This is a genomic window from Casimicrobium huifangae, from assembly GCF_009746125.1.
In the GTDB taxonomy this organism is placed as follows: Bacteria; Pseudomonadota; Gammaproteobacteria; order Burkholderiales; family Casimicrobiaceae; genus Casimicrobium; species Casimicrobium huifangae.
Window position 1 is genome coordinate 1135298 of record NZ_CP041352.1, and the last position, 11692, is coordinate 1146989.

At 62.4% G+C, this 11692-nt stretch carries 13 protein-coding genes; 5 read left to right on the plus strand and 8 right to left on the minus strand.

All coding sequences use genetic code 11. The features are described from left to right. Nucleotides 1-58: 58 nt before the first annotated feature. Nucleotides 59-835, minus strand: coding sequence for a ComEA family DNA-binding protein (locus FKL89_RS05270; RefSeq protein WP_156861773.1), 777 nt, complete (start codon nucleotides 833-835; stop codon nucleotides 59-61). 176 nt (nucleotides 836-1011) lie between these two features. Further along, the gene (alr, locus tag FKL89_RS05275) at nucleotides 1012-2112 is read right to left on the minus strand and encodes an alanine racemase (protein WP_156861774.1); all 1101 of its coding nucleotides are present in this window, start codon (nucleotides 2110-2112) and stop codon (nucleotides 1012-1014) included. Nucleotides 2113-2314: 202 nt separating this feature from the next. On the opposite strand from alr, the gene lplT reads away from it, so the two are divergent. Continuing rightward, nucleotides 2315-3589, plus strand: coding sequence for a lysophospholipid transporter LplT (gene lplT, locus FKL89_RS05280; protein WP_156861775.1), 1275 nt, complete (start codon nucleotides 2315-2317; stop codon nucleotides 3587-3589). A gap of 213 nt (nucleotides 3590-3802) precedes the next feature. Here the strand turns inward: lplT and msrA are convergent, their stop codons facing one another. Beyond that, on the minus strand, nucleotides 3803-4480 hold the full coding sequence (gene msrA, locus FKL89_RS05285; protein WP_156864556.1) for a peptide-methionine (S)-S-oxide reductase MsrA: 678 nt from the start codon (nucleotides 4478-4480) through the stop codon (nucleotides 3803-3805). A 147-nt stretch (nucleotides 4481-4627) separates the two neighbouring features. Here msrA and FKL89_RS05290 point away from each other — a divergent pair, with 147 nt between their 5' ends. From FKL89_RS05290 to FKL89_RS05305, 4 genes are all read left to right on the plus strand, one after another. After that, a complete protein-coding gene (locus tag FKL89_RS05290; protein WP_156861776.1) occupies nucleotides 4628-5086 on the plus strand; it encodes a hypothetical protein in 459 nt (152 codons plus the stop codon). A gap of 27 nt (nucleotides 5087-5113) precedes the next feature. Further along, nucleotides 5114-5905 (plus strand): M48 family metalloprotease, encoded by a 792-nt coding sequence (locus tag FKL89_RS05295; protein ID WP_181955219.1) that lies wholly within the window; start codon nucleotides 5114-5116, stop codon nucleotides 5903-5905. Further along, nucleotides 5905-6963: a UDP-N-acetylmuramate dehydrogenase gene (gene murB, locus FKL89_RS05300; RefSeq protein WP_156861777.1), complete on the plus strand. Its 1059-nt coding sequence runs from the start codon at nucleotides 5905-5907 to the stop codon at nucleotides 6961-6963. The genes FKL89_RS05295 and murB overlap by 1 nt, the downstream gene beginning before the upstream one ends. A 132-nt stretch (nucleotides 6964-7095) precedes the next feature. Beyond that, the gene (locus FKL89_RS05305; RefSeq protein ID WP_156861778.1) at nucleotides 7096-9144 is read left to right on the plus strand and encodes a S9 family peptidase; all 2049 of its coding nucleotides are present in this window, start codon (nucleotides 7096-7098) and stop codon (nucleotides 9142-9144) included. A 28-nt stretch (nucleotides 9145-9172) separates the two neighbouring features. On the opposite strand, the gene FKL89_RS05310 is transcribed toward FKL89_RS05305, so the two are convergent. The 5 genes from FKL89_RS05310 to FKL89_RS05330 are packed head-to-tail and all read right to left on the minus strand — an operon-like array spanning nucleotide 9173 to nucleotide 11651. Continuing rightward, nucleotides 9173-9892 carry a uracil-DNA glycosylase family protein gene (locus tag FKL89_RS05310; RefSeq protein WP_156864558.1) on the minus strand — a complete coding sequence of 240 codons (720 nt, stop codon included), beginning with the start codon at nucleotides 9890-9892 and terminating at the stop codon, nucleotides 9173-9175. 17 nt (nucleotides 9893-9909) lie between these two features. Next, nucleotides 9910-10344, minus strand: a complete 435-nt coding sequence (locus FKL89_RS05315) for a PaaI family thioesterase (protein ID WP_156861779.1) — start codon at nucleotides 10342-10344, stop codon at nucleotides 9910-9912. 6 nt (nucleotides 10345-10350) lie between these two features. Further along, the gene (locus tag FKL89_RS05320) at nucleotides 10351-10953 is read right to left on the minus strand and encodes a sn-glycerol-3-phosphate transporter (RefSeq protein WP_156861780.1); all 603 of its coding nucleotides are present in this window, start codon (nucleotides 10951-10953) and stop codon (nucleotides 10351-10353) included. Nucleotides 10954-10956: 3 nt separating this feature from the next. Beyond that, nucleotides 10957-11112: a hypothetical protein gene (locus FKL89_RS05325; RefSeq protein WP_156861781.1), complete on the minus strand. Its 156-nt coding sequence runs from the start codon at nucleotides 11110-11112 to the stop codon at nucleotides 10957-10959. A gap of 47 nt (nucleotides 11113-11159) precedes the next feature. Continuing rightward, the gene (locus tag FKL89_RS05330) at nucleotides 11160-11651 is read right to left on the minus strand and encodes a YajQ family cyclic di-GMP-binding protein (protein ID WP_156861782.1); all 492 of its coding nucleotides are present in this window, start codon (nucleotides 11649-11651) and stop codon (nucleotides 11160-11162) included. Nucleotides 11652-11692 lie beyond the last annotated feature (41 nt).

The following is an 11692-nucleotide window of genomic DNA, read 5'->3' on the forward strand; positions in this document are numbered from 1 at the left end:
TTATCCCGCGCCAAAGAAAAACCCCGCCGCAGCGGGGTTTTTTAGCAAGAGCGAAGGATTACTTCTTCGGCTCGTCTTTTTTGGCTTCAGCCTTCGGAGCGTCGGCTTTCGGTGCATCTTTCTTGGCATCCTTGGCCGGGGCTTCTTTTGCCTTGGCAGCATCAGCCTTTTTCTTGGCTTCAGCTTCCTTCTTTGCCTTGGCAGCTTCTTCTTTCTTCTTCTTGGCTTCTTCAGCTTTGGCCTTCTTGTCGGCTTCTTTCTTGGCCTTTTCTTCGGCCTTGGCTTTCTTGTCGGCTTCTTTCTTCGCTTTGTCAGCTGCGGCTTTTTCTTCCTTGCTCATCGGCTTGGCGGCGTCTTTCTTCGGCTCTTCCTTCTTGGCGTCTGCCTTGGGAGCTTCCTTGGCGGCGGCCGGAGCGGCTGCTGCAGGAGCGGCGGCCTTGGCGTCAGCTTTCGGAGCATCTTTCTTGCCGGCATCGGCTTTCGGGGCTTCCTTGGCGCCAGCGGCAGCTTTCGGATCTTCTTTCTTGCCTGCGTCAGCTTTCGGAGCTTCTTTCTTGGCGCCGGTGTCCCAATCGATCTTGGTCGGGCCGGACGTGGCGATCTTGTCCTTCATGTCGAGGAAATTCTTGTCGCCGATGCCGTCCACCTTTTTCAGGTCGTCAGCCGACTTGAACGGGCCGTTCTTGGTGCGATAGTCAACGATCGCCTGAGCGCGAACCGGGCCGACGCCGGGGATCTTGTCCAGCTCGTCCTTGGTGGCCGTGTTGATGTTAACTGCGGCGAACGCAGCGCCTGCGAGCAGAAAGCCTGCGAGCAGAGCAAAGATCTTCTTCATGATACGAATGGTCCTCTCGTGTGAGCCCGGTGCTAGCGATCCGGGTTGACGGTTAATCAGCTGGGAAAGCGAAATCGCAGCAAAACACCGCCAGCTACAGTGCGCCGCTTAAACGCATGGATTGTAGCGGGCGTTGACAATCCTGAATTGCCGCTCTGACGCGGGCTTGCGCCGCGTCAAACAATCCGTCGCGGCACCCGGGCGGCGATCGCAGTCAGCAGTTCGTAGCCGATGGTCCCGGCGGCGTTGGCAACTTCGTCCACCGCCAGGCGGTCGCCCCAAAGTTGCACCTGGCTGCCGACGCGGGCCAGCGGCACGTCGGTGACGTCCACCGTGATCTTGTCCATCGACACCCGACCGGCGATGGGCGCGCGCTGGCCGTCCACCAACACCGGTGTGCCACTGGGCGCTTGGCGCGGGTAGCCGTCGGCGTAGCCACACGCGATGACCGCGATCCGTTCGTTGCGCTTCGCGGTGTAGGCGGCACCGTAGCCGACTCGCTCGCCAGGCTGGAGCGACTGGATGGCAATCACCTCGGTGGTCACCGTCATCGCTGCCTTGAGTTGCAGCGACATCGCGCTACGACTGGCGTGGCTGAACGGCGTGGCGCCGTAGAGCATGATGCCGGGCCGGACCCAATCCTGCTGCGCGGTGCCGGCGCTGCCGCCCGCGCCGACGCGACCGAAGTCGAAGCAGGCGGCGGAGTTGGCCAGCGAGCGGGCGTACCGCAGATCCGCGGTCGCCGCGTTGAAGCGGGCCAAGGCGTCCAGATGACCGTCTGGCTCGTCCGCGCAGGCGAAGTGGGTCATCAGCGTGATCTCGCCGGTGCCTTCGTATTGTTCGGCGCGGGCGGCAACGTCGCGCGCCCGCTCAATGCGAAAGCCCAGCCGGTTCATGCCGGTATTGAATTTCAGGAAGACGTCAAGCTTGCGCGCGAGCGGTGTCGCTTCGAATTCGCTCAGTTGCTCGTCGCTATGAATAACGACACTCAGTCGATGCTCGCCGGCAGCATGCCAGTCGAGGGAGGAAAAGCAGCCTTCGAGCAAAAGGATCGGCTTCTTCCAGCCGCTTTCGCGTAGCCGGATGGCGTTTTCGATTTCAATCAGCGCCAGACCGTCGGCGTCGGCAAAGGCGCTTGCGGCAGTGAGCACGCCGTGTCCATAAGCGTCCGCCTTCACCACCGCCCAGGTACGGGCGCCTGTTGTCAGCGATCGCGCGACATCGAGGTTGTGACTGAGGGCGGCGCGGTCGATGGTGGCGACGATCGGGCGTGGCATGCGGGATTCGGTCCTGGTTCGCTGGCGCGCAGTGAGTGGTCGCTCGCTGTGCCGGCTTCATCAAACAAACAGGTGTCCTATGCTACTCTCCGCGCCGGAGTTTGCGGCGATCCAGATCAAGTGTTGAAACTTGACGCGCCGGGCGGCGGGAGGTGCCGTTCCGGTTGACGCGGCGGACGGAATTGAAGGAGTCCGGTAGCGCATGCAGCGCGGTTTTTACACGATCATGGCGGCGCAGTTTTTCAGCTCGCTGGCCGATAACGCGCTATTTGTTGCCGCTGTCGAACTGCTCCGTTATGACGGTGCACCGGAGTGGCAGCGCGCGGCGCTGGTGCCGCTGTTCGCGCTGTTCTACGTGGTGCTGGCACCGTTTGTTGGCGCCTTTGCCGACCGCTTTCCGAAGGGCAAAGTGATGCTGGTGTCGAACGCCATCAAGGTGGTTGGCTGCCTGCTGATGCTGTTTGGCACCCATCCGCTGATGTCGTACGCCATCGTTGGTCTTGGTGCTGCGGCGTACTCGCCAGCGAAATACGGCATCCTGACCGAATTGCTGCCGCCATCACAACTGGTCAAGGCCAACGGCTGGATTGAGGGCCTGACCATCGCGTCGATCATTCTGGGCGTGGTGCTTGGCGGCGCGCTGGTGGGCAATCGGGTCGGCGACTGGCTGCTCGATATCGACGTGCCGTTCATCGAATTCGACATCGCGACGGCACCGGAGGCGGCGCTGGCCTGCCTGATCTTTGTCTACGTGATTGCGGCGGTGTTCAACATGCGCATTCCGCACACCGGCGTGGCCATGCAGCCGATGCCCGACCTGCGTCATTTGCTGCCCGAGTTCTGGACCTGCAACGCCCGCCTGTGGCGCGACAAGCTGGGCCAAATCTCGCTGGCAACGACCACGCTGTTCTGGGGCGCCGGCGCCAACCTCAAGTACATCGTGCTGGCCTGGGCGGCAGCCGCGATGGCCTACAGCACCAGCCAGGCGTCGGCGCTGCAGGGCGTCGTGGCCATTGGCACTGCAGTCGGCGCGGTGTACGCGTCAGTGAAGATGACACTCGACCGCGCCACCAACGTCATTCCGCTGGGCATTGGCATGGGCCTCGTGGTGATCCTGATGGTGTTCATCAATCACCTCTGGGTAGCGGTGCCGTTCCTGATCCTGCTTGGCGCGCTGGGTGGCTATCTGGTGGTGCCGATGAACGCGCTGTTACAGCATCGTGGCCACATGCTGATGGGGGCTGGGCGCTCAATCGCGGTGCAGAACTTCAATGAGCAGACGGCGATTCTGGCGTTTGGCGGGTTTTACGCCGGGATGACCGCGCTGGGCCTGTCGGCCTACACGGCGATCACGCTATTCGGCCTGCTGGTCGCCGGCATGATGTACCTGGTTCGTCGCCGCCATCAGTTCAACCTGACCCATCACCACGCTGAGGTTGATCGCCTGCTGGCAATCGCCCGCAGCGACAAACACTGACCGGTGACGCGCCTCGCCGCGGCGTTGCCGGCAGTTCATTTTTTTGATCAGCTTTTGCTTGAAATGGCGTCCGATCTGGGCTTTCAGGCGAAAACGAGCAACTATCGACTTTGCGTTCTTTATTGCTGCCAGCCCTGATCGGTTGAGGCTTAACGAAAAAAGCCAATGCAGCGGGACGGCGTCAACTCGGCCGGCGCCACTGCTCTGCAGCCGTCAACTTCCCGCTGTCACACCGGTCGGCAGCGCACAGCTCGCGCCGGTCCCGGCCAGGCCGCAGTACCCGCCCGGGTTTTTCGCCAGATATTGCTGGTGGTATTCCTCGGCGTAGTAGAAGGGTGGCGTCTCGTCACCGGGCTTGCCGCCGCGGATTTCGGTGGTGATTGCGCCGTATCCGCGCTTTGCCAGCGCCACCTGGAACTGCTCGCGCGTGGCGTCGGCCTGGGCGCGTTGTTCGCCGCTGTAACAGTAAATCGCCGAGCGGTACTGGCTGCCGATGTCGTTGCCCTGCCGCATGCCCTGAGTCGGGTCGTGCGCCTCCCAGAAAGTCTTCAGCAATTCGCCGTAGCTGACCTGTGCGGGGTCATAGACCACCAGCACCATCTCGGTGTGCCCGGTTTGCCCGCTGCAAACCTCTTGATAGGTCGGGTTCGGCGTGTAGCCGCCGGCATAACCCACCGCCGTGGAATACACACCCGGCAGCCCCCAAAACGCCCGCTCGGCGCCCCAGAAGCAACCCATCGCAAACTGCGCGAGTTGCATGCCGTCCGGAAACGGCGGCACGATGCGATGACCGTTCTCGTAGTGAGTTGCCGGCACCGGCATCGTTGTGTTGCGGCCGGGCAGCGCGGAGGCCGCGTTCACCATGGCAGTGGATTTTCCGAACAGTCCCATCAACAAACTCCCGAGGTTCATGATCTATTTGTCGCCGTTGTGTTCCCTTAGTCTGGGGGCGCGCAGCGAGCTTACAATCGGTGCGGCCGGCCGGGCACGCCCGCCCGCACCACCGCCATTTCTCGCAACGAAAGGAACCCACGCCGCATGGACAAACGCGCCGCCACAATTGCGGGGTTGCTCGCCGCGATCATCAGTCTGGCTGTCGGCATGGGCGTGCTGCAGTTTCTGCATGACAACGCGATGGGGCTGCCGCGCCTGCTGGCCACCGTGGCCCTTGGGCGAGACGCGCTGGACCGCGAGCTGGTCAACAATTCGGAGGCATTGGCCGTTGGTGTGGCTGTACATCTGCTGCTCGGGCTCGTGTTTGCCTTCATCATTTCATTCACGCTGCATCGCTGGGGTTTCTGGGTGGGGGTGATTGGCGGTGCGCTGTTCGGCCTGGCGCTCTACGCCATCAACACTTACACGATGAGCCGTTTTTTCGCCGAGTTCTACTACTACCGGAGCTGGTTCATGGTGGGCATGCATGTGCTGTTTGGTGCCTTGTGCGGTGGCATTTACGAATCGCTGGAACGTGATCGCCGCTCGATCTACCGCGACTAGCAGCAGGCAAAACCGGGAGGATCGTCCGTGAACAAGGTTCAGCTCGTCATTGCCGCCATCGTCGCGGCCTTCTCGCTGCTGTCGTACTTCGGCTCGTCGTCGATCAATCCGATCACCGGCGAGAAGCAGCACATCGGTGGCATGAGCCAGAAGGATGAGGTCGCCATGGGCCTGCAGTCGGCCCCGCAGATGGCGGCGCAGATGGGCGGCATTACGCAGGATGCGCGGGCGCGGGCGCTGGTGTCGCAGGTCGGTGCGAAGGTGGTCGCGCAGTCGGTTGCTGCCAAATCGGGCTATCCGTTCAAGTTTCACACGCTGGCTGATCCGCGCACCGTCAACGCCTTCGCGCTGCCCGGCGGCCAGGTGTTCATCACCATGGCGCTGCTGTCGCGGCTGGAGACTGAGGGTCAGCTTGCCGGCGTTCTCGGCCATGAAGTCGGGCACGTACTGGCGCGGCATAGCGCCGAGCACATCGCCAAGGATCAGTTGGCGCAAGGGCTCACTGGCGCGTTTGCGATGGGATCGGGCTCGATGAGCGCGACGCAGATTGCGCAAACGGTCAGCCAGATGACCATGCTCAGTTACGGCCGCAGCGACGAGATCGAAGCCGATGCCCTTGGCCTGCGCCTGATGAGCGAGGCCGGCTATGACCCGCGTGCCATGATCCGCGTGATGCAGATTCTCGAAAAGGCCTCCGGCGGCTCACGCACGCCGGAATTCCAGAGCTCGCATCCAAGCCCGCCGCATCGTATCGAGGAAATCAACGCCAGGCTCGCCAAGGCGTTCCCCAATGGCATTCCGCCGGGGCTCAAGCCCTGATGCATTTTCTCCGGGACTTTCCGCTCAACTCGTTCAACACGTTCGGCGTCGCCGCGCTGGCGCGGCAGTTCGCCGTTGTTTCGAGCGAACAGGACCTGATGCGCTGGTGCAGCGCTGCGGGGCAGGCAACACCACCCTTCCTGCTCGGCGGCGGCAGTAACCTGCTGCTTACCCATGACATCGAAGCACCCGTGCTGCAGCTTGCCCTGCTTGGCAAGCGCGTCATCTTCGACGAAGGCAACACGGTGCTGGTGGAGGCGATGGCAGGTGAGCGCTGGCACGCATTCGTGCAGTGGACCCTGGCGCAGGGGCTGTCCGGCCTCGAAAACCTGTCGCTGATCCCCGGTTTCGTCGGCGCCGCGCCGGTGCAGAACATCGGCGCTTATGGCGTCGAAATGGCGGCCACCTGCGACAGCGTGATGGCGATCGACACAGCGACCGGAGAGCCCAGAGAGTTTCGCCGCGCCGACTGCCAGTTCAGCTATCGTGACAGTGTGTTCAAACGTCCGCCGGCAGGCCAGCATGCGGCGGACGAAGATCATCGCGACCGCTTTGCCATCACCCGCGTGCGCTTTCGCCTGTCGCGGCGTTTTGTCGCCCACGTCGATTACGGCGAAGTCAAAGCCGAGCTGCAGGCAATCGGAGTGACGGCACCGACGGCGATGGATGTGGCGCGCGCTGTCGTTGCCATACGATCACGCAAACTGCCGGACCCGGCGGTGCAGGGCAATGCCGGCAGCTTCTTCAAGAATCCAGTCGTGCCAGCCGCACAAGCGGCGGCCCTGGGCGAACGCTACCCGGCGTTGCCACAATATCCGGCCGATGCGACCGGAGAGCAGGTCAAGCTGGCGGCAGGCTGGCTGATCGAGCAGGCCGGCTGGAAGGGGCGCGGCATCACGACCGATTCGCCCGCTGCCGTGTCGGAACGCCATGCGCTGGTATTGGTCAACCGCGGCGGCGCAACCGGTGCGCAATTGTGGGGGCTGGCGCAAGCCATCCAGTTCGACGTCGCCGACAAGTTTGGCGTGCTGCTGCAGCCGGAGCCCCGCATCGTTTGACCTTGCCACGGGCGCAACGTCGCGACTTCGTCCGGCGCCGGTCTGAAGCAGTCGCATTTCATCGCATACCCGCTTGCCGCCTTGCCTCCGGCTCTGAATAATTGATCCCTTGCCGTTACGGAGAATCCGTTCATGACACTGTTCCTTCGCCGCAGCACGCTCGCTGCCGCTGCGGCCGCACTCTCGCTGTCCGTGCTCGCGCAAGCACCCGCAACGCCTGCCAATATTGCGAGCAACGCCACGGCGGATCCAGCCGTGGTCGCGCCCAACGCCAATCTGCACCTTGAGGGTATCCCGCCGATTCCGAAGTCAATCGCCGATAGCGTCGCGCAATACACCGAGTTTCGCGGCCACCGTTACGTTGGCTGGCACCCGAAGAAAGCCGAGATGATGGTGTTCCATCGGGCCGCCGGCAGCAGCACCAATCAACTGTACTGGCTGAAGTCGCCAATGGGTGAGCTGGAAGCAATCACCAGACATCCCGATCCGGTCAGCGGCGCCACCATCGAGCCCGGCGAGGGCAAGTACATCGTCTTCGAAGCGAGCAAGGGTGGCTCCGAAGCGTTCCAGCTCTTCCGTCAGGATGCAGCAGGGCAATCGTCGGTACAACTGACCGACAGCAACTTCCGCCACGCGCGCGGCCCGTGGCGCCGGGTCAATGGCAAATCGACCGGCGAGCTGCTGCTTGCCTCGGTGCCACTTGACCGCAATCTCAACGCCGAGCAGCGCAAGAACATCAGCACGGTCTACCGCCTGCTCGACCCCTTGCATCCGGAGAAAGCGCGGGTGATCGCCGAGTTGCCCGGCACTGGCTGGTTCGGTGGCAGTTTCAACCGAGCGGGCAATCAGCTCGCGCTGACGCGCTACGTCTCGGCCAACGAAAGCGAGCTGTGGCTGCTGGATGTGCAGAACTGGCAGCGTACCCGCCTGCTGCCGGCCGATGACAAGACGCGCGCCAGCCATCTGGGGGGGCGTTTCAGTCGCGATGGCAAGGGCATCTTCTTCGTCAGCGACCGTGATGGCGAATTCCGTGAACTGATGCTTTACGACTTGCAGAGCAAGGCTGTGCGTTCGCTGACCAAAGGCGTGCCGTACGATGTTGATGGCGCGTCGGAAGATGACGATGAGGACGAAGATTCACCCGTCATCTACACCCGGCTCAATGTACGCGGCAAGCACGAACTGCGTGCCTTCGACGGCAAAACTTTGAAGCCGATTGAAGTCAAGGGCATCCCCGACGGCACCGTCAGCTCGGTCAGCACCCGCCGCAAATCGCATGAGATCGTGCTCAACATGGTGAGCGCGCGCTCGCCAGGCGACGTCTACGTGTTGCACCCCGCCACCGGCAAGCTGACGCAGTGGACGAAAGCGGTCAGTGCGATGGACACCAGCGCTTTCAAGTCGCAGGAAGTCATCACCTGGAAGAGCTTTGACGGACTCGAAATCTCCGGCCTGATCAACCGCGCGCCAGCTCGCTTCAGCGGCAAGCGCCCAGTGGTGATCAACATCCACGGCGGCCCGGAGGCACAGGCGCGCATCGGATTCTCCGGTCGCTGGAACTACTTCGTCGACCAGCTCGGCATCACCGTGATCCAGCCCAATGTCCGCGGTTCGTCGGGTTTCGGCAAAACCTTCCTCGATCTCGACAACGGTTACAAGCGTGAGGACTCGGTCAAGGACATCGGCGCGCTGCTCGACTGGATCGCCACCCAGCCGGATCTCGACGCCAGCCGCGTGCTGGTGACCGGGGGCAGCTATGGTGGCTACATGACGCTTGCGGTCTCCACCAACTACCCGGACCGCATCGCTGGCGCGATCGACTCGGTGGGTATCTCGCACTTCGTTACCTTTCTCGAAACCACCGAGAGCTATCGCCGTGATCTCCGTCGCGTCGAGTACGGCGACGAGCGCGATCCGAAGATGCGCGAGTTTCTGCACAGCATTTCGCCGCTGACCAACGCGCACAAGATCAAGAAACCGCTGCTGGTAGTGCAGGGCAAGAATGATCCGCGCGTGCCGTACACCGAGGCCGAGCAGATCGTCGCCAAGGCACGCGGTAACGGATCGATGGTCTGGTACCTGCGCGCCGAAAACGAAGGCCACGGCTTCGCCCGCAAGGAGAACGCTGATTTCTACTTTTATGCGATGGTGCGCTTCATGCAGGAGACGATCCTGAAGTGACGCGCAGTGGGCGGTGCGCCGCCCGCGTCTACCAGATGCCCAGTGCCGCCAGCTGCGCTGCAGCCTGCGGCGCCCAGCCGCGGTTGGCAATCGGGCTTGCCGGGCTGGGGTGCAGGATGGTGCCGATCCTGACTTCGGGCGATGACTGGCCGATGGCCAGTCGCGCCTGATTCTCGGCAAACTTGCCGATGCCAATCAACCACTGCGGCGCCAGCGCATCGACACAGGCACGCAGGTGCGCGTCACAGGCAGCGTAGAGCGGCGCCGTTTCGCCTTTCGGCAGTTTGTCCGGTGTCACGTTGCGCGCCTTGTCGAAGAACGCCAGCGGGCAGTAGTTCAGCACGAAGTGATCGGCAAAAAAATCGTCGGCGCGCGGGTAGCGTTCAGCAAACAAGGCCCACAAACGCTGGCCCGACACCTCGGAGCGTTGACAGGCAAAACCTTCCACCGGGCGCGACGGATTGGGCGTCTTTGGTTGGCCGACCGGTGTGTCGATCCGCATCCAGTTACGCACCGCGTTGACCTCACCGAACGGCACACCGACTTGCACCATGCCGAAGGGGCCGGGGTTCATGCCGAGAAAGACTACCCGCTTGTGGCCTTCGCCAAACCGGCGGAGATACTGTTCATGTGGCGCCCACGCGTAGTCGAGTGGATTCAGCACATGGGTAACTGGCGGCGAAAAACGTAGCCCATCAACGGCAGCGCAGAGTTCGCGGCCGGCCGTGATCAACGCTTGACTGCTCACGGTTTGCCGGTCGGCGGTCAGGAAGCCGATGGCCACAACACCATCTGCGTACAACGGAACAGCGCGATGGTCTTGCCCGTCTCGCGGTGACGCACGGTGGCGTCCCACACCTGCGTGGTGCGGCCGAGGTGCTGCGGCCGCGCCTCTACCCAGATGGTGCCGTCGAGCGCGGTGCCCAGGTGGTTGCTCTTCAGTTCGATGGTGGTGAAGCCTTTGGCGCCATCGGGCAAATGCGCGATGCAGCCATAGCCGCACATCGTGTCGGCGAGTGCGACTACGGTCGCGGCATGCAGATAGCCGTTCGGTGCCAGTAATTCTTCGCGCACCTTGAGCTCGGCCGTCATCAGGCCTTCTTCGACCGACAGCAGCTCAATCCCGAGCAGGCCCGGCAGCTTGCCGACGCCGCGACTCTTCATTGATTCGACCGTAAAGCCGGGGCGCAATGCCATCACCGCTACCTAGAAGGTGTAGCCGACGTTAAACATCAGCGCAGAAAAACCGAGCACAACACCTTCAACGCGGAAGTTGCCATAACGCAATCCCACCGACGGGATGATCGCCGGCGCCACGCCAAGATCGTTGAATGGGATGTTGGTCTTGTACTTACCCTTGTAGCCATGCAGCAGACCGGCCGTGACCTTGGCATACAGCCAGGGTTTGATGTCCCACTGCTGGCCCCAGTAGATGTACTGCGACGGCTGGCCGTACGAGTTCTTGAAAATCGCCAGACCGAACAGCGTGGCATCCGACCCCCACACTTTGTCGTACTGGCTCTGGATGCCGAGATCGACCAGATAGGTGTGCTTGGCGTATTCCGGGTTGTTGCGGAAGTGCTCGGTGTAGGGGCTGAAGCCGACATAAATGCGGTCCCCGTCACGCAACCACGTATCGGCATTGCGCCCATCGGCCGACGTGGCAGCACCGGCCGGCGCCGCCTGCGTGTTTTGCGCAATGACGATGTTGGGGTCACTCTGCGCCTGCGCGGCGTGGACAAACAGCAGGCCGCTGGCCGCAATCATGGTGGCCAGTGCGCGGGCGGCGCCTGAAGGGCGGAAATTCATCGGTCAGTCACCTTTCTTTGGCTGATCTTCGGCGTCGCGGATGCTCTGCGCCTGCTGCATCGCCTTGTCGATTTCTGTCTTCACCTTGTCGATGGTCTTTTCTTTGGTCGGCAGCGGTGTCGGAGGAGGATTGGCCGGCTGACAGGCGCCGAGCGTCAATGCAAGGCACAGTGCGGCAATGATGGGGCGTATCACTGGCGAGCGAATCAGTCGCGGAAGTTGTTGAACTGCAGCGGCAGTTCGGTGATGTCCTTCTTGATCAGGGCCATCGCGGCCTGCAGGTCATCCTTCTTGTTGCCGGATACGCGCACCGTTGTGCCCTGGATGGAGCCGGTGACTTTCATCTTGCTGTCCTTGAGCAACTTGACGACTTTTTTCGCCAGCTCGGACTCGAGGCCTTCCTTCAGCTTGTCGATGCGCTTCACCTTGTCGCCGCCGATCTTCTCGGACTTGCCCTTCTCGATCGAGCGGATGTCCACGCCTCGTTTGGCGAACTTGTTGAGCAGCACCTCGTCGACCTGCCCGAGCTTGAACTCGTCGTCAGCGTAGACGGTCATCGTCTTCTCTTTCTCGTTCAGCTCGGCGCGGGCGTCGGAGCCCTTGAAATCGAAACGGTTGCTGACTTCCTTGTTGGCCTGGTCAAGCGCGTTGCGGATTTCGACCCAGTTGAGCTCGGAAACGGTGTCAAACGAAGGCATGGCGGGCCTGCGAAGCTGGAAAACCCTCAAGTGTAAGGGTT

Coding starts and splice junctions, on each gene's coding strand:
- FKL89_RS05270 (WP_156861773.1), bottom strand. CDS start 835: ATGAAGAAGATCTTTGCTCTGCTCGCAGGCTTTCTGCTCGCAGGCGCT.
- alr (WP_156861774.1), bottom strand. CDS start 2,112: ATGCCACGCCCGATCGTCGCCACCATCGACCGCGCCGCCCTCAGTCAC.
- lplT (WP_156861775.1), top strand. CDS start 2,315: ATGCAGCGCGGTTTTTACACGATCATGGCGGCGCAGTTTTTCAGCTCG.
- msrA (WP_156864556.1), bottom strand. CDS start 4,480: ATGGGACTGTTCGGAAAATCCACTGCCATGGTGAACGCGGCCTCCGCG.
- FKL89_RS05290 (WP_156861776.1), top strand. CDS start 4,628: ATGGACAAACGCGCCGCCACAATTGCGGGGTTGCTCGCCGCGATCATC.
- murB (WP_156861777.1), top strand. CDS start 5,905: ATGCATTTTCTCCGGGACTTTCCGCTCAACTCGTTCAACACGTTCGGC.
- FKL89_RS05305 (WP_156861778.1), top strand. CDS start 7,096: ATGACACTGTTCCTTCGCCGCAGCACGCTCGCTGCCGCTGCGGCCGCA.
- FKL89_RS05320 (WP_156861780.1), bottom strand. CDS start 10,953: ATGAATTTCCGCCCTTCAGGCGCCGCCCGCGCACTGGCCACCATGATT.
- FKL89_RS05330 (WP_156861782.1), bottom strand. CDS start 11,651: ATGCCTTCGTTTGACACCGTTTCCGAGCTCAACTGGGTCGAAATCCGC.